Origin of the sequence: Qipengyuania sp. Mu-71, from assembly GCF_036867055.1 — a bacterium.
In the GTDB taxonomy this organism is placed as follows: Bacteria; Pseudomonadota; Alphaproteobacteria; order Sphingomonadales; family Sphingomonadaceae; genus Qipengyuania; species Qipengyuania profunda.
This window is the reverse complement of the sequence record NZ_JBAJHR010000001.1, coordinates 1731652-1749224: the sequence shown is the minus strand read 5'-3', so window position 1 is coordinate 1749224 and position 17573 is coordinate 1731652. Positions and strand designations below refer to the sequence as shown.

23 protein-coding genes are annotated in these 17573 nt (G+C 65.1%); 6 read left to right on the top strand and 17 right to left on the bottom strand.

Going from position 1 to position 17573, the window contains the following annotated elements:
• Positions 1-111 precede the first annotated feature (111 nt).
• Genes thiL through hisG form a run of 4 tightly spaced genes read right to left on the bottom strand, consistent with a single transcriptional unit; the run spans position 112 to position 3363 of the window.
• Positions 112-936, bottom strand: coding sequence for a thiamine-phosphate kinase (gene thiL, locus V6B15_RS08685; protein ID WP_334201347.1), 825 nt, complete (start codon positions 934-936; stop codon positions 112-114).
• Positions 937-968: 32 nt separating this feature from the next.
• Complete coding sequence (gene nusB, locus V6B15_RS08680) at positions 969-1421, bottom strand: transcription antitermination factor NusB (protein WP_334200824.1); 453 nt, start codon at positions 1419-1421, stop codon at positions 969-971.
• The gene (gene hisD / locus V6B15_RS08675; RefSeq protein ID WP_334200823.1) at positions 1418-2707 is read right to left on the bottom strand and encodes a histidinol dehydrogenase; all 1290 of its coding nucleotides are present in this window, start codon (positions 2705-2707) and stop codon (positions 1418-1420) included. The genes nusB and hisD overlap by 4 nt, the downstream gene beginning before the upstream one ends.
• Positions 2707-3363, bottom strand: a complete 657-nt coding sequence (gene hisG, locus V6B15_RS08670) for an ATP phosphoribosyltransferase (RefSeq protein WP_334200822.1) — start codon at positions 3361-3363, stop codon at positions 2707-2709. The genes hisD and hisG overlap by 1 nt, the downstream gene beginning before the upstream one ends.
• A gap of 36 nt (positions 3364-3399) precedes the next feature.
• Between hisG and V6B15_RS08665 the strand changes: the two genes are divergently transcribed.
• Positions 3400-4491, top strand: coding sequence for a DUF2332 domain-containing protein (locus V6B15_RS08665; protein WP_334200821.1), 1092 nt, complete (start codon positions 3400-3402; stop codon positions 4489-4491).
• Here the strand turns inward: V6B15_RS08665 and V6B15_RS08660 are convergent, their stop codons facing one another.
• The 4 genes from V6B15_RS08660 to V6B15_RS08645 are packed head-to-tail and all read right to left on the bottom strand — an operon-like array spanning position 4492 to position 7401.
• A complete protein-coding gene (locus V6B15_RS08660) occupies positions 4492-5394 on the bottom strand; it encodes an alpha/beta fold hydrolase (protein ID WP_334200820.1) in 903 nt (300 codons plus the stop codon).
• Positions 5395-5396: 2 nt separating this feature from the next.
• Positions 5397-6212, bottom strand: coding sequence for an SDR family NAD(P)-dependent oxidoreductase (locus V6B15_RS08655; protein ID WP_334201346.1), 816 nt, complete (start codon positions 6210-6212; stop codon positions 5397-5399).
• Between the two features lie 12 nt (positions 6213-6224).
• Entirely contained in the window at positions 6225-7115 is an 891-nt protein-coding gene (locus tag V6B15_RS08650) for a pirin family protein (RefSeq protein ID WP_334200819.1), read from the bottom strand.
• A 13-nt stretch (positions 7116-7128) separates the two neighbouring features.
• A complete protein-coding gene (locus V6B15_RS08645) occupies positions 7129-7401 on the bottom strand; it encodes a BolA family protein (RefSeq protein ID WP_253517439.1) in 273 nt (90 codons plus the stop codon).
• 60 nt (positions 7402-7461) lie between these two features.
• Here V6B15_RS08645 and V6B15_RS08640 point away from each other — a divergent pair, with 60 nt between their 5' ends.
• Positions 7462-8055, top strand: coding sequence for a J domain-containing protein (locus tag V6B15_RS08640; protein WP_334200818.1), 594 nt, complete (start codon positions 7462-7464; stop codon positions 8053-8055).
• A gap of 5 nt (positions 8056-8060) precedes the next feature.
• Here the strand turns inward: V6B15_RS08640 and V6B15_RS08635 are convergent, their stop codons facing one another.
• The 6 genes from V6B15_RS08635 to V6B15_RS08610 are packed head-to-tail and all read right to left on the bottom strand — an operon-like array spanning position 8061 to position 11475.
• Complete coding sequence (locus tag V6B15_RS08635; RefSeq protein WP_334200817.1) at positions 8061-8735, bottom strand: dihydrofolate reductase family protein; 675 nt, start codon at positions 8733-8735, stop codon at positions 8061-8063.
• A gap of 1 nt (position 8736) precedes the next feature.
• Positions 8737-9225 carry a VOC family protein gene (locus V6B15_RS08630; protein ID WP_334200816.1) on the bottom strand — a complete coding sequence of 163 codons (489 nt, stop codon included), beginning with the start codon at positions 9223-9225 and terminating at the stop codon, positions 8737-8739.
• The gene (locus tag V6B15_RS08625) at positions 9218-9862 is read right to left on the bottom strand and encodes a glutathione S-transferase family protein (RefSeq protein WP_334200815.1); all 645 of its coding nucleotides are present in this window, start codon (positions 9860-9862) and stop codon (positions 9218-9220) included. Before V6B15_RS08625 ends, V6B15_RS08630 begins: the two co-directional genes overlap by 8 nt.
• Positions 9863-9875: 13 nt before the next feature.
• Positions 9876-10646, bottom strand: coding sequence for a VOC family protein (locus V6B15_RS08620; RefSeq protein ID WP_334200814.1), 771 nt, complete (start codon positions 10644-10646; stop codon positions 9876-9878).
• A 2-nt stretch (positions 10647-10648) separates the two neighbouring features.
• On the bottom strand, positions 10649-11020 hold the full coding sequence (locus tag V6B15_RS08615) for a DUF1428 domain-containing protein (RefSeq protein ID WP_334200813.1): 372 nt from the start codon (positions 11018-11020) through the stop codon (positions 10649-10651).
• Between the two features lie 23 nt (positions 11021-11043).
• Positions 11044-11475, bottom strand: coding sequence for a VOC family protein (locus V6B15_RS08610; protein WP_334200812.1), 432 nt, complete (start codon positions 11473-11475; stop codon positions 11044-11046).
• A gap of 141 nt (positions 11476-11616) precedes the next feature.
• On the opposite strand from V6B15_RS08610, the gene V6B15_RS08605 reads away from it, so the two are divergent.
• Complete coding sequence (locus V6B15_RS08605; RefSeq protein ID WP_334200811.1) at positions 11617-12231, top strand: winged helix-turn-helix transcriptional regulator; 615 nt, start codon at positions 11617-11619, stop codon at positions 12229-12231.
• Here V6B15_RS08605 and V6B15_RS08600 read toward each other — a convergent pair.
• Positions 12228-13073, bottom strand: a complete 846-nt coding sequence (locus V6B15_RS08600) for an oxygenase MpaB family protein (protein ID WP_334200810.1) — start codon at positions 13071-13073, stop codon at positions 12228-12230. The genes V6B15_RS08605 and V6B15_RS08600 overlap by 4 nt on opposite strands.
• A 107-nt stretch (positions 13074-13180) precedes the next feature.
• Here V6B15_RS08600 and cobS point away from each other — a divergent pair, with 107 nt between their 5' ends.
• Together cobS and V6B15_RS08590 are read left to right on the top strand one after the other, a co-directional pair.
• Entirely contained in the window at positions 13181-14173 is a 993-nt protein-coding gene (gene cobS, locus V6B15_RS08595) for a cobaltochelatase subunit CobS (RefSeq protein ID WP_253517388.1), read from the top strand.
• Between the two features lie 49 nt (positions 14174-14222).
• Entirely contained in the window at positions 14223-16421 is a 2199-nt protein-coding gene (locus V6B15_RS08590) for a transglycosylase domain-containing protein (protein WP_334200809.1), read from the top strand.
• Here V6B15_RS08590 and V6B15_RS08585 read toward each other — a convergent pair.
• Both V6B15_RS08585 and V6B15_RS08580 read right to left on the bottom strand, forming a co-directional pair.
• A complete protein-coding gene (locus V6B15_RS08585) occupies positions 16418-16831 on the bottom strand; it encodes a PaaI family thioesterase (protein ID WP_334200808.1) in 414 nt (137 codons plus the stop codon). The two genes, V6B15_RS08590 and V6B15_RS08585, sit on opposite strands and share 4 nt — an antisense overlap.
• 1 nt (position 16832) lies before the next feature.
• Entirely contained in the window at positions 16833-17279 is a 447-nt protein-coding gene (locus tag V6B15_RS08580) for a PaaI family thioesterase (protein WP_263606401.1), read from the bottom strand.
• Positions 17280-17411: 132 nt separating this feature from the next.
• Between V6B15_RS08580 and V6B15_RS08575 the strand changes: the two genes are divergently transcribed.
• On the top strand, positions 17412-17564 hold the full coding sequence (locus V6B15_RS08575) for a hypothetical protein (RefSeq protein WP_253517366.1): 153 nt from the start codon (positions 17412-17414) through the stop codon (positions 17562-17564).
• Positions 17565-17573 lie beyond the last annotated feature (9 nt).

Here is a 17573-nt window from a genome sequence, read left to right as displayed (position 1 = left end):
CGGCGTGGGAACCGCCGGAGCACGTCTCGAGAGGTATAAGCGGCGCGTGTTGCGTGACAAGGCCGAAATGCGCAGCAATCGGAACCTGCCGGCCGCGTGCGGCGCAACCGATCAGTGGCGGTAGCCGAGACCGTCTTCGGGCGTGAGGGTGTCCCCGTCCAGCGCGAGCCGGGCCGGACCCTCGGCAACCATCCCGATACGCGTTGCGGGGACGGGCAAATCGGTGCCGGGCGACGCGGTAAACAGCAACTGGTAATCGTCGCCCCAGCGCAGGCATTCGTCCGCGCGTTCGGGGTCGGCGACGGGGATCGCGCCGCGATCGAGGTCGAACCCGACATCGCTCGCTTTCGCCATGCGCCAGCTGTCGAGCAGCAGGCCATCCGAGATATCCATCATCGCGCCGACATGCGGTGCCAGGGCGCGCCCTTCGGCCAGCAGCGGACGGGGGCGCCGATAAGCGAGGTCGTCGGCGCTGCCCGACCCGCGATCGGCCATTCCCAGCATTGCCCGGCCAAGCGAGCCGGTGACGAAGATCGCGTCGCCTGCACGCGCGCTGCGTCGGTCGGGGACGGGGGTGTGCTTGGCCCGGCCGATAGCGGTGCAGCCCCACACGCGGCGTCCATCGGCGCGCACCGTGTCGCCGCCCAACAGCGGGGTGGCATAGGTCTCGAGCACCTCGCGCAGACCCGCGACGAAGCGTTCGTCGGCGTCGCCCAGCATGTGCGATACCAGCACCCCGACGGGGGCGGCGCCCTTGGCGGCGAGATCGGACAGGTTCACCGCCACCAGCTTCCACGCGATATCGGCCGGGTCCTCGTCCTCGCGGACATGGACGCCATGGACCAGCGTATCATGTGTCAGGACGAGCTGTTCGCCGCCGATCTCGATAATCGCGGCATCATCGTCGAGGCCGCGCGCGGCGGGTGTGTCGGCCAGCGCCTTGAGCGCGGCGACGAACGCGCTTTCGTTCAGCGCCCCGCCTCTTTGGCCACCGCGTCGAGGATGCCGTTGACGAATTTCGCCTCGCGATCGTCGAAGAACGCCTTGGCGACATCGACATATTCACTGATCGAACTCGCCTTGGGCACGTCGGGCCGGGCGATCAATTCATAGGTGCCTGCGCGCAGGATCTGCAGCATGGTCTTGTCGAGGCGCGTCAGCGTCCAGCCCTGCGCCAGACGCGCGGTCAGACGCTCGTCGATTTCTTCGCGCCGCGCATCCACCCCGCCGACGATATCGTCGAAGAAGTCGGTGTCGGCATCGGCATATTCCTCGTCCTCGATCACGCGGCCGAGGCGATGCTGGTGGAATTCGTCGAGCAGGCGGGCAAGCTTGGTGCCCTCCATATGCTGCTGGTAAAGCGCCTGGACGGCGCCGAGGCGGGCGGCGCTGCGCGCCTGGGATTTGGGGTTCTGGCTCATTTCAGTCTCGTGGAAATCGATAGGGCATGCGCGGGAAGGCCTTCGGCTTCGGCCAGCTTCACTGCTGCGGGGCCGATGGCGGCAAGCGCGGCGTGGGAAGCATCGATAAAGCTGGTGCGCTTCATGAAATCGAGCACCGACAGTCCGCTCGCAAAACGGGCGCGGCGACCAGTGGGAAGGACGTGATTGGGACCGGCGATATAATCGCCGACCGCTTCGGGCGTGTGCCGGCCGAGGAAGACGCTGCCGGCATGGCGTAACCGGTCGAACAGCGCCTGCGGCTCGTCGACCATCAGCTCAACATGCTCCGCCGCTAGCCGGTCCGACAGGGCGGGGGCTTCATCGAGGCTGTCGACGATCACGATCAGCCCGTGACCATCCCAGCTGGTCTTGGCGGTCTTGGCGGTCGACAGCTTCATCAGCGCGACATCGATCGCATCTTCGACCTGACGCGCCAGCGGCTCGCTGTCGGTGATCAGGATCGACTGGCTGGTCGGGTCGTGCTCGGCCTGGCTGAGCAGGTCGGCGGCGATCCAATCGGGATTGTTGTTGCCATCGGCGATCACGAGGATTTCGCTGGGCCCGGCGACCATGTCGATCCCGACCACGCCATACAGCTGGCGCTTGGCCTCCGCGACCCAGGCATTGCCTGGCCCGGCGATGACATCGACCTTGCCGATCCGCTCGGTGCCATAGGCGAGCGCGGCCACGGCTTGTGCACCGCCGACCCGCCAGATCTCGTCCACCCCCGCGATATGCGCGGCGGCGAGCACCAGTTGATTGACCTCGCCCTTGGGGGTCGGAGTGGTGACCACCAGCCGTTCGACGCCCGCGACCTTGGCGGGAATCGCATTCATCAGCAGCGAGGAGGGATAGGCCGCGCGTCCGCCCGGAACATAGAGCCCGGCAGCATCGACCGCGTTCCAGCGCGCACCCAGCCGCATGCCGATATCGTCGGTATAGTCGCGATCTTCGGGCAATTGCCCTTCGTGATACGCGCGAATGCGGCTGGCCGCGAGTTCGAGCGCATCGCGCAGCTCGGGGTCGAGCGCGTCATAGGCGGCGTGGCAATCGGCAGCGTCGATCCGCCAGTCGCTGTCTTCACTCAGCCGGTGATGGTCGAAGCGCGCGGTGTAATCCACCAGCGCATCGTCGCCGCGCTCGCGCACTTCATTGATCATATTCGCGACATCGCGCCCGACCTGGGTATCGCTTTCGCGCCGGTTGCGCACGATGCGCGCGAAGGCGTTCTCGAAGCCTTCAGCCGAAGTTCGTAGCCATTGCATCAGGCGGCCTCGCGCTTCGCTGCATCGGCGCGAAAGCCCTCGACCAGCGCGGCAACCCGCGGATCGGTTTTCAGCGCCGCCCGGTTGACGATCAGGCGCGCGGAAATGTCGAGGATGCGGCTGGTTTCGACCAGGCCGTTCTCACGCAGGGTGGTGCCCGTCGAAACGAGATCGACGATCCGTCCGGCGAGGCCAAGCGCGGGGGCGATTTCCATCGCGCCGTTCAATTTGACGCATTCGGCCTGGATGCCCTGCCGCTCGAAATGGCGGCGGGTGAGGTTGGGGTATTTGGTCGCGACGCGCAGGTGGCTCGCGCCATCGACACTGGCGCCGCCTTCCTTGGGTTCGGCCACCGATAGGTGGCAATGGCCGATGTCGAGATCGACGGGGGCGTAGAGATCGGCATAATCGAATTCCTCGATCACGTCCGATCCGACGATGCCCAGCTGCGCCGCACCATGCGCCACGAAGGTCGCAACGTCGAAAGCGCGCACGCGGATGAGGTGCATGTCCTCGCGCGTGGTGGCAAATGTCAGCGAGCGGTTGGCCTTGTCGTGGAAGCCGTCTTCCGGCACGACGCCGGCACGTGCCATGACCGGCAGCGCCTCATCGAGGATGCGGCCCTTGGGAACGGCGAAAGTCAGGCGATCATTCATGGGAAGCGCAGATAGGCAGCGGGGGTGTAAAGGGCAATGGCGATCGACAAGGCTCAGTATCGCGTAACCGAACCGGGGGCCATCGGCCCCGAGGCAGTGGCGCGGGCGTTCGAAAACCAGGTTGCCTATTGCCGCGACAGCGGGGCGCCGATTACCGCTCTGGTCTGCGAGGCGCTGTACCAATTGCTCGACACCGAACGCGGCGGCGCGGTGATGCGCCGGGTGCGGCGCTGGGCCGGACCGGCGCTGGCCGATGCCTTGCCCCTGCGTATCGCGGGCGGGCTGCATGCGCTGCACCTTGGGGGCGAGGAACCCGCGCTGGCCCCGATCTACGAAGGGCTGGGCCCCACCCATGCCGCCGAACTGATCGCCGATGCGATCGAGCGGCACGAACCCTATCTCATGCCGTGGCTCGACGGTCCGCCGCAGACCAATGAGGCCGGGCGGTCGGCCAATTTCGCCGCGGCTTTCCTGTGGCTGGTGGATCGCGGCCTGCCTGCGGATCTCGACCTGCTCGAGATTGGATCGAGCGCAGGGATCAACCTGATGATGCGGCGCTATCGCTACGAATTGGGCGGGGCGGCGGTGGGGCCGAAGACCTCGCGCATGAAGCTGGTGCCCGAATGGCGCGGGGAGGCGCCGCCTGCGCGCTGCTTCGATATCGTCGGCGCGCGAGGGTGCGATGTCGCCCCTGTCGACCTCACCGATCCGGCGCAAGCCTTGCGCCTGAAGGCCTACATCTGGCCCGAGTTTACCGAGCGTTTCGCGCGCATGGATGCCGCGGTCGAAGCCGCGAACACCTTCCCGCCCGAGATCGCGCGGATGAATGCGGCCGACTTCCTCGAGGAGCGGCTTGGAGAGCCGCAGCCCGAAGGGACTACGCGGGTGCTGATGCATTCGGTGGTCTGGCAGTATATCCCCGCCGACGAGCGCGAGCGGATCGTCGCCCTGATGGAAGCGGCCGGCAAGCGCGCGGGCGAAACCACGCCGCTTGCCTGGGTTAGTCTCGAGGCCAATCGCGACACCCACCGGCACGAATTGACTGTGCGCTACTGGCCGGGCGGGGACAGCTGGCAGCAGCTTGCCACCGCGCATCCGCACGGCGCTTGGATCGAATGGGCTGGCTGATCAGCCGGTGCGGTCGAGAAACGCGTCGACCGCCGCGTTGAAGGCGGTGGGTGCTTCCCACTGAACGAAATGTCCGCAGTCGGGGACTTGCACGACTTCCGGGTCCGCAATGACTTCGTCCAGCCCCTCGAGATTTGCCGGCGGCAAGGCCTCGTCAGCCATCGCCCAGATCACCAGAGTCGGCAGCGTCAGTTTCGGCAGCGCGTAGGGCTGGTAGTTTTCCGGAAGCTCGTAGGGCGCATCGAGCGGCAACACCTCCATCGGGCTGGCGCGGTAATAGTTGAGCATTCCGAACGCGGCATCGGGATCGGACCAGTCCTTCAGCATCGCTGCCGCTTCATCTTCCTGGATCCTGCTCATGACTTGGCCTTCGAAGGCTTTCATCAGCAGCGGCGCAAGGCCATGTTCGCGCACCAGCGCATCATTCGCGGGATCGCGGAATTCGGTAAAATACTGGCTCGCCTCGCGCTGCTGGCGATTGGTGTAGAGCAGCTTGGGAAACAGCACCGGATGCGGTGCATTGGCAATGATCGCGCGCGTGACGCGGCCGTTCGCCATGCCGCCATAGGCCACGCCCCAGGCGATCGCGCCGCCCCAGTCGTGACCGACGATGGTGAACCGGTCCACGCCCAGCGCATCGGCGAGCAGGAACACATCGCCCACCAGCTTGTCGGGCGTATAGGCCTCGACCTCCTGCGGCTTGGACGACCCGCGATAGCCGCGCTGGTCGGGCGCGATGCAGCGAAAGCGATCGGAGAAATGCGGGATCTGGTTGCGCCAGGTGCGGTGGCTTTCGGGAAAACCGTGCAGGAAGATCAGCACGGGTGCATCGCGCGGGCCTTCGTCCACCACATCGAGTTCGATACCGTTCGCCAGCACCACGCGCTTCTGCTGCAGCGGCATGCTCAATCGTCCGCCTTCATCTTGTCCATATATCCAGCCGCGACCATGCCCGCGACCTGGTCGAGCAGTTGATCGGGTGTCCTTCGCAGCTCGCCCATCGCCTCTTCCACGCCTTCGGCCACGATGATCTCGCGCTGGTTGGCCTCCACCGCGTCGACGATACGTTTGGCGGCGTCGTCCGGGGCGATGCCGTTGTCGATCACCTTGTCGCTGCGCCCGCGCTTGCTGCCATCGGCGGTCAGCGCGTTGCGGCTGACATCGGTGGCGACCGATCCCGGGCACACGACATGCACCGAAACGCCTTGCTGCGACAGTTCGGCCCGTAGCGCGTCGGCATAACCGATGAGCCCGAATTTGGCCGCGCAATAGGCGGTGCGCATCGGCACGCCGACCTTTCCGGCGATCGAGCTTATGAACAAGAGCGTGCCGCTCTGCCGCGCGACCAGATGGGGCAGCAGCGCCTGCGTCGCGGCGATCTGCGCGGTGAGGTCGATGTCGATGATCTCGCGGTATACCGCCATGTCGGTATCCACCGCCGCACTGCGCTGCGAAATACCCGCATTGGCGACGAAGACGTCCACGCCGCCGTGCCATTCGATCGCCTGCTGCGTTGCGGCTGTCATCGCGGCCTCGTCGCGCACGTCGAAGGGCAGGATCAGCGTTTCGCCGTCGATATCGTCTGCCACTTGAGCCAGCCGTGCCGCGTCGCGGCCCGACAGGATGATCCGCGCGCCGCGTGCCGCCCATTCACGCGCGAGCGCCGCGCCAATGCCGCTGCTCGCGCCCGTGATCCAGGCGGTCTTGCCTACGAAGCTCATCATTCTCCCCCCTCAAGGATAGGTTACGGTCTTCGGCGCGCCCTCGGGCAGCGGGATGCGCTCATCCTCGTCACCCGGGACTTTTGGAAAGCGGTCCTGGCGCCAATCCTGCTTCGCCTGCTCGATACGCTCGCGGCTCGAACTGACAAAATTCCACCACGCATGGCGGGGAGTGGTGAACGCCTCGCCGCCCATCAGCATCACTCGTGCACCGCCTGTGCTCGCCAGCGTCATGTCGCGCCCCGGCTGGAGCACGGCGAGCTCGAATTCCTTCAGCGCATGGCCATCGACGCTCGCGTCGCCGCCGACCAGCATGACCGCGCGTTCGTCGGCATCGTCTTCCAGCGGGATCGCGCCGCCCGCGCCCAGCACGATCTCGGCATAGATCGTCGCTGCGTGTGTCGTCGTCGGCGCGCGTTCGCCCCACAGTTCTCCCATGATGACGATCGCCGTGGCGCGCCCGTCTTCGATCACCGGCAGTTCGGTAATCGCTTCGAAGGCAGGATCGATTTCCTCGCGCCCGTCGGGCAGCGCCAGCCAGGTCTGCATACCGTACAGCTTGGGTCCGCCCCTGCGTTCCGCATCGGGCGAGCGTTCCGAATGGACGATGCCGCGCCCGGCGGTCATCAGATTGACCTGTCCGGGCCGGATGGTCGAATACGTACCGAGGCTGTCGCGGTGGTCGATCGCGCCTTCGAACAGCCAGGTCACCGTGGCGAGATTGATGTGCGGGTGCGGGCGGACATCCATGCCCGCGCCAAGATCGAGCTGCGCGGGGCCGAACTGGTCGACGAAGATGAATGGCCCGACCATGCTGCGCTGGCGCGCGGGCAGCACGCGGCGGACCGTAAACTGGCCGAGATCGTGCGTAGTCGGGACAAGGACTTGGTCGATCTGGCTCATCTTCGCGAACCTCCTAGCTGGTCGGGGCCGAGGCCTGGATGGCCAGCGCATGGACGCGCTCGCCCGGGATGTCGCCCAGCGCGCGGTTCACCATGCGCTGGCGTTCGAGGCGGCTCTGGTCGGCAAAGGCGGCGGCTTCGATCACCACGGTGAAATGCGATTCGCCGCTGCCGTCGTCGCCCGAATGGCCGGCGTGCTTGGCGCTGTCATTGATCACTTCGAGCCGGGTCGGGCTGAATGCCTGGCTCAAAAGGCGTTCCATTTCCTGCTGGACGGGTCCTGACACGGGTTCGAATCTCCTCTTTGGGGGTTTCCTTAGCGCACTTCGCTCCCCATCCTAGAACGAATGCGCCAGACAAAGTTTCACGGACAACATGCAGGCTCGGGCCGGGTCTGCGCCCATCCCACCTGCGACGAGCCGGGCGAATTTCGCGCGCCCAGCGGGCAGGGCCACGGTTTCGACGGGCCCGCCGAATGGCGCTGGCTATGTCTCGACCATGTGCGCGAATTCAATGCCGGCTATGACTGGTTCGAGGGCATGAGCGCCGAGGAAATCTTCGCCGCGCAGGCGCCGGGTGCGGGCTGGCGCACCGAAAGCCCGAGCTTTCGCCCCACCGCCGGGGTGGACGGCATGCCGCGCTGGTCCGACTTCACCGATCCACTCGACGCGATCTCCGCGCGCGCCAGCGGGATCAAGAGCCGCGCGCGCCGCGAAGCCGAAATGGCGATGGACGGCCGCTTCAGCCGCGAGGAAGCCGAGGCGCTCGAAACCATGGGGCTGGGGCTCGACGTCGACCGGCGCGGCCTGCGCCGCCGCTATTCCGAACTCGTGCGCCGGTACCACCCGGACCGCAACGGCGGCGACCGCCAGCACGAAACGCGTCTCAACCGCGTGGTCGAAGCCTATCAGATGCTGCGCAAATCCCGCGCGATCGCCTGACCAGCCTACCAGGTGCCATTGGCAATCCGCGCTTGCCGTTCCGCTTCGCGGTCGCTGGTGCTCGGTGTGAGCGCGTCGGCAGGGTATGCCGGCAAATCGCCACCCGGGGCATAGCTGGCAATGATCGTCCCTTTATCGGTGACGTAGTGGTCGGTCATGTCCAGCTTGCGAGCCGGCGTTTCCGCCCCGAACCAGCGTTTGCCGCGGCCCAGGATTACCGGATAGGTTATGAGGATCAATCGATCGAGCAAACCGGTGCCCAGCAGGCCGGGGTAGATCGATCCCGAACCTTGCACGATCAGGTCCGGGCCCTCGCTCTCCTTTAGCTTGGCCACCTCCTCCCAATCCGTCAGGCGGTGGCTGTTCTCCCATGGCAGCGGGGCGTTGCTACCGGTGAGCACATATTTATTGGCGTGGGAAAATGCCTTGCCCAGCGCTGCCTCGGGGCCTTCGACATACGGCCAATAGGCGGCAAAGATATCGTAGGTCCGGCGGCCAAGCAGCAGATCGTATGCGCCGCCGAACAGGTCGCCTAAGGTCTGGTTTACGCCGTCGTCCGGAAGCTTGAACAGCCAACCACCCTCGTCGAATCCGTTGGTGGGGTCTTCGGTCGGCCCGCCGGGTGCCTGAATCACTCCATCGAGGGAAACGAATAGCGAACCGGTAATCTTGCGTGCCATATCAGTCTCCGCATTTGGCGGCTTCGATCGCGGCGATGTCGATCTTCTTCATCGTCAGCATCGCTTCCTGCGCGCGCTTCGACGCCGCGGGATCGGGATCGGTCAGCGACGCCATCAAGGCGCGGGGCGTGATTCGCCAGCGATAGCCCCATTTGTCCTTGCACCAGCCGCACATGATTTCCTCGCCGTCATTGCCGACAATCGCATCCCAGTAGCGGTCGGTCTCTGCCTGGTCTTCGGTATAGACCTGCAGCGAGTAGGCATCGTTGGGGACGGTGTGCGGCCCCGCATTGAGCAGCGCGTACGGTATCCCGAGCAGGGTCATCTCGACGATCTGGACCTCGCCGGCCTTGGTGCCGGGAACGTCGTTTACGGGGCGCACGAGATTGTCGATCCGGCTATCGGGGAATGTTTCGGCATAAAACCGCGCCGCGTCCTCCGCCTCGCTGTCGAACCATAGAAATACACTCGCCTTGCGTACCTCAGGCATCGGTAGCCTCCCGCTGTGCGATCAGGTCGTTGTCGATTGCCTTGGCGGCAATATACGCCTCGCGCGTGCGCAACCGTTCGGCATAGGCGGCGAAGGCATCGCGCTGGGGCAGGGTGCCAAACGCAAGGCCCCAGTCGACCTGGCTGCCGACATAGACGTCGGCCATCGTGAAACGATCGCCGCACACGTAATCGCGCCCGGTCAGCATGGCTTCGAAGGCCTCGACCATGCGTTCGTAGCTGCCAAAGCCCAGCGAGCCTTCCTTTTGCGGATCGACCGACCAGCCCATCGAATTGGCGATGATGGCCTGCTCTACCGGCCCGGCGGCAAAGAACAGATAGCGGAAATATCGCGCTTTTTCATGTGCTTTGGGAAGTAGCCCGGTATCGGGGTGCATTTCTGCAAGGTAGTGGCAAATCGCGGCAGCCTCGGTCACGACATGATCGTGATCGCCGTGATGGTGGACCAGAGTGGGAACCTTGCCCATCGGGTTGGCCGCAATGAACGCCGCAGGCTTGCCCTCTGTCGGGCCGTATTCGACGATCTGCTGTTCGTAATCCGCACCCGCCTCGTGCAGCGCCCAACGGACGATCTGCCCGCGGCTCATCGGATTGGTGTAGAATGTATAGTCCGCCATTTTCCCAGCCTCCCTACTTGCCGATCAGCGAGACCATCGCGCCCTGCGGATCGACCGCCTGCAGCGCGAATTCGCCGCCCGGGACTTCCATCGGCCCGTTGACGATTTGCCCGCCATTCTTCTCGATATGGGCCTTCGCCGCGTCGATTTGCGGGACGCGGAAATAATGGCACCACAGCGAAACCGGCATCTGTTCGGGCCGCTTCATCATCGCGCCGAGGCCGTAATCGGCGTGGACGTACATCTGGTAGAGGCCCAGCTCACCCATATCCATCGCCTCGCCCTTCTGCCAGCCGAACAGTGCGGAATAGAATTCGCCCGCTGCGTCTGGGGCGTCGGTGACCAGCTCGTTCCAGGCGCAATGCCCGTCGCGCGGTTCGTGCTTGGCGAAGGATTCGCTGCCCTCGCCTTCGGGCTGCATCAGGTAGAAAGGCGCGCCCTGCGGATCGGCGACCATTGCCATATGGCCCACGCCGTCGAGGTGGTTGGGTCCCATGAACAGGTGGCCTCCCTTGTCCTTCAGCGCGGCAATCGAGCCGCCGATATCGTCAACCGCGATATAGCCGATCCACGCCGGGCGCGCGCCGCCCTGCTGCATCTCTTCGCTCAATTGCATCATGCCGACCACTTCGGTGCCTGCCATGCTGCCGATCCGGTAATCGACATCCGGCGTGCCGCTATCGGCAAAGGTCCAGCCGATCAGCGGTTCGTAGAAAGCCTGCGCGGCATCCGCGTCCGTGGTCATCAGCTCGTACCACACGAAATCGCCCTGGGCGTTGGCCATGGTCATGCTCCCTTGAGTTCGGCGACGGGGGCGAACCCGCCGAAGATCAGCCGCTTGCCGTCGAACGGCATGGGGTTCTTCTCCTGATCCATCCGCTCGTCGGAGAAGTCCTCGGACATCATCTTCGCCATTGCGGCATCGCGGGTCTTCTTGTCCGGCCATTCGATCCAGGAGAACACCACGGCCTCGTCATCCTTGGCCTTCACCGCCTTGCGGAAGTCGGTGGTTTCGCCGTCAGGCACGTCATCGCCCCAGCATTCGATCACACGCGTCGCACCTAAGTCGATGAAAACACTGTCCGCCATTTCGGCATGCGCAGTGAACTTTTCCTTGTTGGCGGTGGGGACCGCCATCACAAATCCGTCGATATACATCTGTTCGTTCCTCCAGTCTGGCGTCACGCCATTGCTTCGGCGGGCGGACCTTCGGCGGTCATCTGCGGGTCCATCCAGCTGATCTCGAAGATATGACCGTCGGGATCCTCGAAGCTGCGCCCGTACATGAAGTCCATGTCCTGCACCGGTGTCGGGTCGAGTGCGCCGCCGGCGGCCCCGGCCTGCGCGACCATGGCATCGACCTCGTCCCTGCTGTCGCGGGTCAGGCACAGCAGGACCTGCGCCGCTTTGGGCGCATCGACAATCTCCTTGTCGGTGAAGGTCTTCCAGAAATCATGCCTGAGCAGCATGAAGTGAATTGTGTCCGACCACACCATGCACGAGGCCTGCTCATTGCTGAACTTGGGGTTCTTGTTGAAACCGACCGCCTCGTAAAACGCCGTGGATCGTGCCAGGTCCGTGACCGGCAGGTTTACGAATATCAACTTGCTCATGATGCTCTCCCTAAAGGGCCCGACCGACTCGGACCTTGAGTGTGATGCGTCGATGAGTTACTAAAAGCAACTATGAAGTTACAAAAAGAAACTATGGGTCACGGAAAATGGTACGACGACGCTTGCGGAACGGCGTTTGCAATGGAGCTGGTGGGTGAACGCTGGGCGCTGCTCGTCGTCAGGGAACTCATGTTCGGTGCCCGGCGGTTTTCCGACCTGCGCGTCAGGCTGCCGGGTATTTCCGCGAAGGTCCTGACCGAACGGCTGGCAGGGCTGGAGGAAGCAGGTGTGCTGAACCGGCGCAAGCTGCCGCCGCCGGTGTCGGCGCAGGTCTATGAACTGACCGAATGGGGTTATCGCGCCGAACCGCTGGTGCAGGAACTCGGGCGCTGGGCGGCGATGTCGTCGCGGCACGATCCCACGCTGCCGCTTTCGCCTGTGTCGCTGATGCTGTCGATGCGCACCATGTTCGATCCCGCCAAGGCCGCGGGCATGCAGGCGACGATCGGCTTCGACATCGTCGGCGAAACATTCGTCGCGCGGTTGGCGAATGGCGCATTGCCGATCGAGCGCGCCGATCCGGGTATTGCCGAGGCGGTGTTCCGTGCCCCCGGCGCCCCGGTTCTGGCGGGCTTACTCTATGGAGGGGTTGGAGCCGACGAGCTGGAGCGTGATGCCGGACTGGTGATCGAGGGGGACCGCGATCTGGCGCTCGTCTATGCCGATATCTTCGAATTGCCCGCGCCGATCGCCTAGGTCTGGCGGAACGCCCAGCGCAGCGTCTTGCCCATGCCCCAGGTCGCCGCGCGCGCGGGGATCGCCGCCAGCCCGGGGCGTTCGAGACCGAGCATCGAGCGCGCAAAGGGTGGCAGCAGCGCCACCGCTTCGGCACCGAGCAGCGTCTGGACCGCGGGCGGGGCGCCCTTGGGGCGCTGGCTGAGCACGAGATCGGCGACCTCGCGCGCCGCGGGCGATGCGGCTAGGTCGCTGCGCAATTCGCGAAAGATCACCTCGGCCTCGGCGCGGTTCGTCGGCACCGGATCGGCGCCCAGCGCCAGCGCGACAACCGCGAACTGGCGATAGTATTCGTCCTGCTCGGCGCCCGGCATATCGGGCCGAACATGGCGCAGATAGGCGGCAAGGAAACTGGTCGCTTCGGCGACATGCACCCACGCCAGCACGCGCGGGTCGCTGGCCGCATAGGGCGATCCATCGGGCAATGTCCCGCCGACGGCGGCGTGGATGCGGTTGACGCGGTCGATAGCCGCCTGCGCATCGTCCCGGTGGCCGAAGGTTGTCACCGCGATGAACCGCGCGGTCCGCCGCAGCCGCCCGTGCATGTCGCTGCGGAAGTTCGAATGGTCGAGGACGCCCTGCAGCGCATGCGGATGCAGCATCTGCAGCAGCAGACTGCGGACCCCGCCGACCATCATCGCCACGATATCGGCGTGGACCATCCGGATCGGCGTGTCCCTGGCGAACAGTGCCTCGTCCGAAGGCGGGACCGGTTGCTGCCCGCTCTCGACGTCGTTGAACACGCCGCGCACCTGCTCGACGAGCTTGAGGCGCAGGCGTTCGGACAAGGGTATCGGCGGCATCGACGTGACTATGCGACCGCTTGCAAGGGGAGTCGAGTGGTGCTTGGGCCGGGGTGCAATTTCGTTGCTTGCAGCTACCTATCCATCCCGCTACCCCGCCACACGCGATGAACGATATGACCGACAAGAGCTTCGACGCTTCCGCCAAGACCGTCCTCCCCGCGCCCGACACCACCGTCGACGTGCGCGAAACCTTCGGGATCGATATCGACTGGCAGGTGCCCGCCTTCTCCAAGCCGGACGAGCGCACGCCCGACCTCGACGAATCCTACGTGTTCGACCCGGACACCACGCTTGCGATTCTCGCGGGCTTTGCGCACGACCGCCGCGTGATGGTGCAGGGCTATCACGGCACGGGCAAATCGACGCATATCGAACAAGTCGCCGCGCGGCTCAACTGGCCGTGTATCCGCATCAACCTCGATGCGCATATCAGCCGGATCGACCTTGTCGGGCGCGACGCCATCGTGCTGCGCGATGGGTTGCAGGTCACCGAATTCCGCGAAGGCCTGCTGCCGTGGGCGCTGCAGCACCCGGTGGCGCTGGTGTTCGACGAATATGACGCGGGCCGCCCCGATGTGATGTTCGTGATCCAGCGCGTGCTCGAACAGCAGGGCAAGCTGACGCTGCTCGACCAGAACCGCGTCATCCGCCCCGATCCGGGCTTCCGCCTGTTCGCCACCGCCAACACGGTCGGGCTGGGCGACACCTCGGGCCTCTATCACGGCACGCAGCAGATCAACCAGGGCCAGATGGATCGCTGGAACATCGTCGTCGGCCTCAACTACCTGCCCGCCGAAACCGAGCAAAGAATCGTCGAGGCGAAGAACCCCGATATCGATCCCAAGATCCTCGCCGACATGATCAAGGTCGCCGATTTGTCGCGGCAGGGCTTCATCAATGGCGATATCTCCACCGTGATGAGCCCGCGGACGGTCATCACCTGGGCGCAGAACTACGCCATCTTCAAGGATGTCGGCTTCTCCTTCCGCCTGTCCTTCCTCAACAAATGCGACGAGGAAGAACGCATGCTGGTGGCCGAATACTACCAGCGCGTGTTTGGCGACGACCTGCCCGAGAGCGTGGTTGGCAAGAGTTAAGGCGAGACCCCCTATCCCTGCCTGTATTGTTCGGTTAACACAGTAGGCGATGGGCGTATTCAACCTCTTCCGGCGCAGGCCGCAGCCGCACGCGGAACTTCCGTCGCATAGCGGCTATTACGCCACCCACGATACGCTCGATTACGACGATTGGGACAGCCGGCTCGACCGCCTCGACAGCGCGCTCGAAGCGGAAGAGAAAAAACGCCTGCGCTGGTGGCAACGCGATTACTGGCGCAGCCGCCGCAAGCGCTGGTGGCTGGGGCGCATACTCGCGGCGATAATCGCCCTGTTCATCGTGCTGGTCGCATGGCTGGCGATAACCGCGCCGCTGTCGAAATCGCTCGAACCGATAGCCGCCCCGCAGATCACGCTGCTTGCCGCCGATGGCACGCCGATCGCACGCAATGGGGCCATAACCGACGAACCGGTCGCGGTCGCGGACCTGCCACCGCATGTGATCGCGGCGTTCCTCGCAACCGAGGATCGCCGGTTCTATTCGCATTGGGGGATCGACCCGCGCGGGATTGCCCGGGCGGCCTTCACCGGCACCGGCGGGGGCAGCACGATCACCCAGCAGCTGGCGAAGTTCACCTTCCTGACGCCCGAACGCACGCTGACGCGTAAGGCGCGCGAGGCGCTGATCGCCTTCTGGCTCGAAAGCTGGCTGACCAAGGACGACATCCTCAGCCGCTATCTCTCCAACGCCTATTTCGGTGACAATGTTTACGGGCTGCGCGCGGCGAGCCTGCACTATTTCTACCGCAAGCCGGAGAACCTCAAGCCCAACCAGGCGGCGATGCTCGCGGGGTTGTTGCAGGCGCCAAGCGCCTATGCCCCGACGCGACATTACGACCGCGCGGAACGGCGCATGCGGATCGTGGTGCAATCGATGGTCGATGCGGGCTATATTACCGAGGCCGAAGCGCGCGCGATGAAGCCGCCCGCGCTCGACGTGCGCACGCGCAACGATCTGCCCACGGGGACCTATTTCGCCGACTGGGCGCTGCCCGGGGCGCGCGAACTGACCGAGCAGGGCTATGAACGCCAGACGCTGACCACCACGCTCGACAGCCGCCTGCAGAATATCGCCCGTCAGGTGACGCAGCGCGCGCCGCTGGGCGGGGCGCAGGTCGCGCTTGTCGCCATGCGCCGCAATGGCGAGGTCGTGGCGATGATCGGCGGCAAGGACTATGCGAAATCGCCCTTCAACCGCGCGACGCAGGCCAAGCGCCAGCCGGGATCGACCATCAAGACTTTCGTCTATCTGGCGGCGCTGCGCGATGGCTGGTCGCCCGACGACGAGATCGCGAATACCGAAATCTCCGAGGGCAGCTACCGCCCACGCAATGCCAATGAGCGGTATTCGGAGACGATCACGCTGCGCGATGCACTTGCCCGGTCGAGCAATGTCGCGACGCTGCGGCTGTTCAACGAAGTAGGCTCGGAGAAGGTAATCCAGACCGCGCGCGATTTCGGCATCCGCGCCTCTTTCGTCGAAGGCGATCCGAGCATTGCGCTGGGGTCCACCAGCATGACCCTGATCGAACTGACCGCCGCCTATGCGGGGATTGCCGCCAACGCCTTCCCGGTCGAACCGCATGCCTTCGCGCGCGAAGAGAAGGGCTGGTGGGAGACGCTGTGGGACGGGCCGGGTTCGCTATCCGGCCGGACGCATGACGATATCCAGGGCATGCTGCGCGCCGCCATCAACGACGGCACCGGGCGCGCGGCGATGCTACGCGGGCCGAACTTCGGCAAGACCGGGACCAGCCAGGACAATCGCGATGCGCTGTTCGTCGGCTATGCGGGCGATCTGGTGGTCGGCGTATGGATCGGGAACGACGACAATTCGCCGCTCGCAGGCGGGATCAGCGGCGGGGGGCTGCCCGCGAAGATCTGGCGCGACTTCATGAACGGGGCGATGAATGTGAAGGCTGCGCCGAGCCAGCCCGCGCCGCGCGAACAAAACGATCCCGGCACGCCGATCGAGCCGCTCGACGTCCCCGGCCTCGATGACATTCCGCTGGGCGATGGCAATTCGCGCCTGCGCATCCGCGATGGCGAGGCGGTATTCTCGACCGAGATCGACGGCATTCCGGTCGACATTACTATCGGTGAGGATGGTCTCGCCGTGGACGAGCAAGCGATCGAGGAAGCCCGCCGCCGCGCGGACGAGCGCCGTTTCGAGGCGATCCGCAACCGCCGTGACGAACGGCTGCGCGAGACCGAGGACGCGGGGAACTAGCCGGTCGGTTCGGCCATCAGGACATTCATTACGGCAGTCGCGATCGGGCGGCTGCGCTCGTCCTGCCACGCTTCGACGGTGATGTTCGCGCTGCGCCGCCCGAGTTTGGTAATCCGCCCCATGGCATAGCTGGTGCGGCTCTTGCCCGCCGCGAGATATTGCACGGTGATGTTGATCGGCTTGAGCATGGCGGCACGGTCCTGCCGTGCCAGCTCGGCGCGCAAGACGGCATAGCCCGCGGTTTCGAGCAGGCCGCCGGTCGCACCGCCATGGTAATGATCGGGGCGTCCCTCGACTATTTCGTCGAACGGCACCGACAGGATTGGCGTCCCGTCCTCCCAGCTATCGAGCGTAATGCCGAGCGAACGGGCGTAGGGCGTCAGCGCCTCGATTTCGGGGATATCCGCCATGTCAGAGCCTCGCCGTCGACGCGATCTTCATGAAGACCGCCTGGATATGCGCCACCGGATCACCGGCATCGCCATCATGCGCGAGGCCGCGGACGAACGCCGCGCTGCGCGTGAGGCGATAGCATTGTGACCGCCCGAATACGCTTGCGCCCTCGCGCGCGGGGCGGACGTAATCGACGCGCAGGTCAAGCGTGGCGATGGCGGAAAATTCGTCCATCGCGCGCCAGATCGCCATGCCGCTGGCCATGTCCATCAGGCTGAGGATCGGTCCCGAGGCGAGCACGCGCTGGCCTTCTTCACCAAGCAGGTCTTCGCGCCACGGTAGTTCGAGCTCGACCCAGTCGTCGCCATGGTCCGAATATTTCAGCCCCAGCCAGCCCGGATGGCCGCGTCCCGTGAAGAAGGACGTCGCCTTGGACGGATCGAATTTTCGCGGCTGCTCGCTCATCGCCTGCCGCGATAGCCGCGCAGTTCACGCGCTTACAATGTTTTAATTTCAAGCGGGCCGCGTGCTTCGCCAGTCTCGCCAGTGGCGGACGGGGACACGGGGTCGGGGTTCGCCCGAATGTAGGAGAACCACATGAAATTTCCCGAGATCGAGCTGGGCAGTCTGCCCGATCTGGATGCAGCGACCGGGCTGTTCGGCAGCTTCTCGTCCGCTGGACCGGACGACACGATCGTGGCGATCATGGTCTATGTTTACGACCACATGCTGGTCGAAATGCTGCTCTGACCGGTTGAC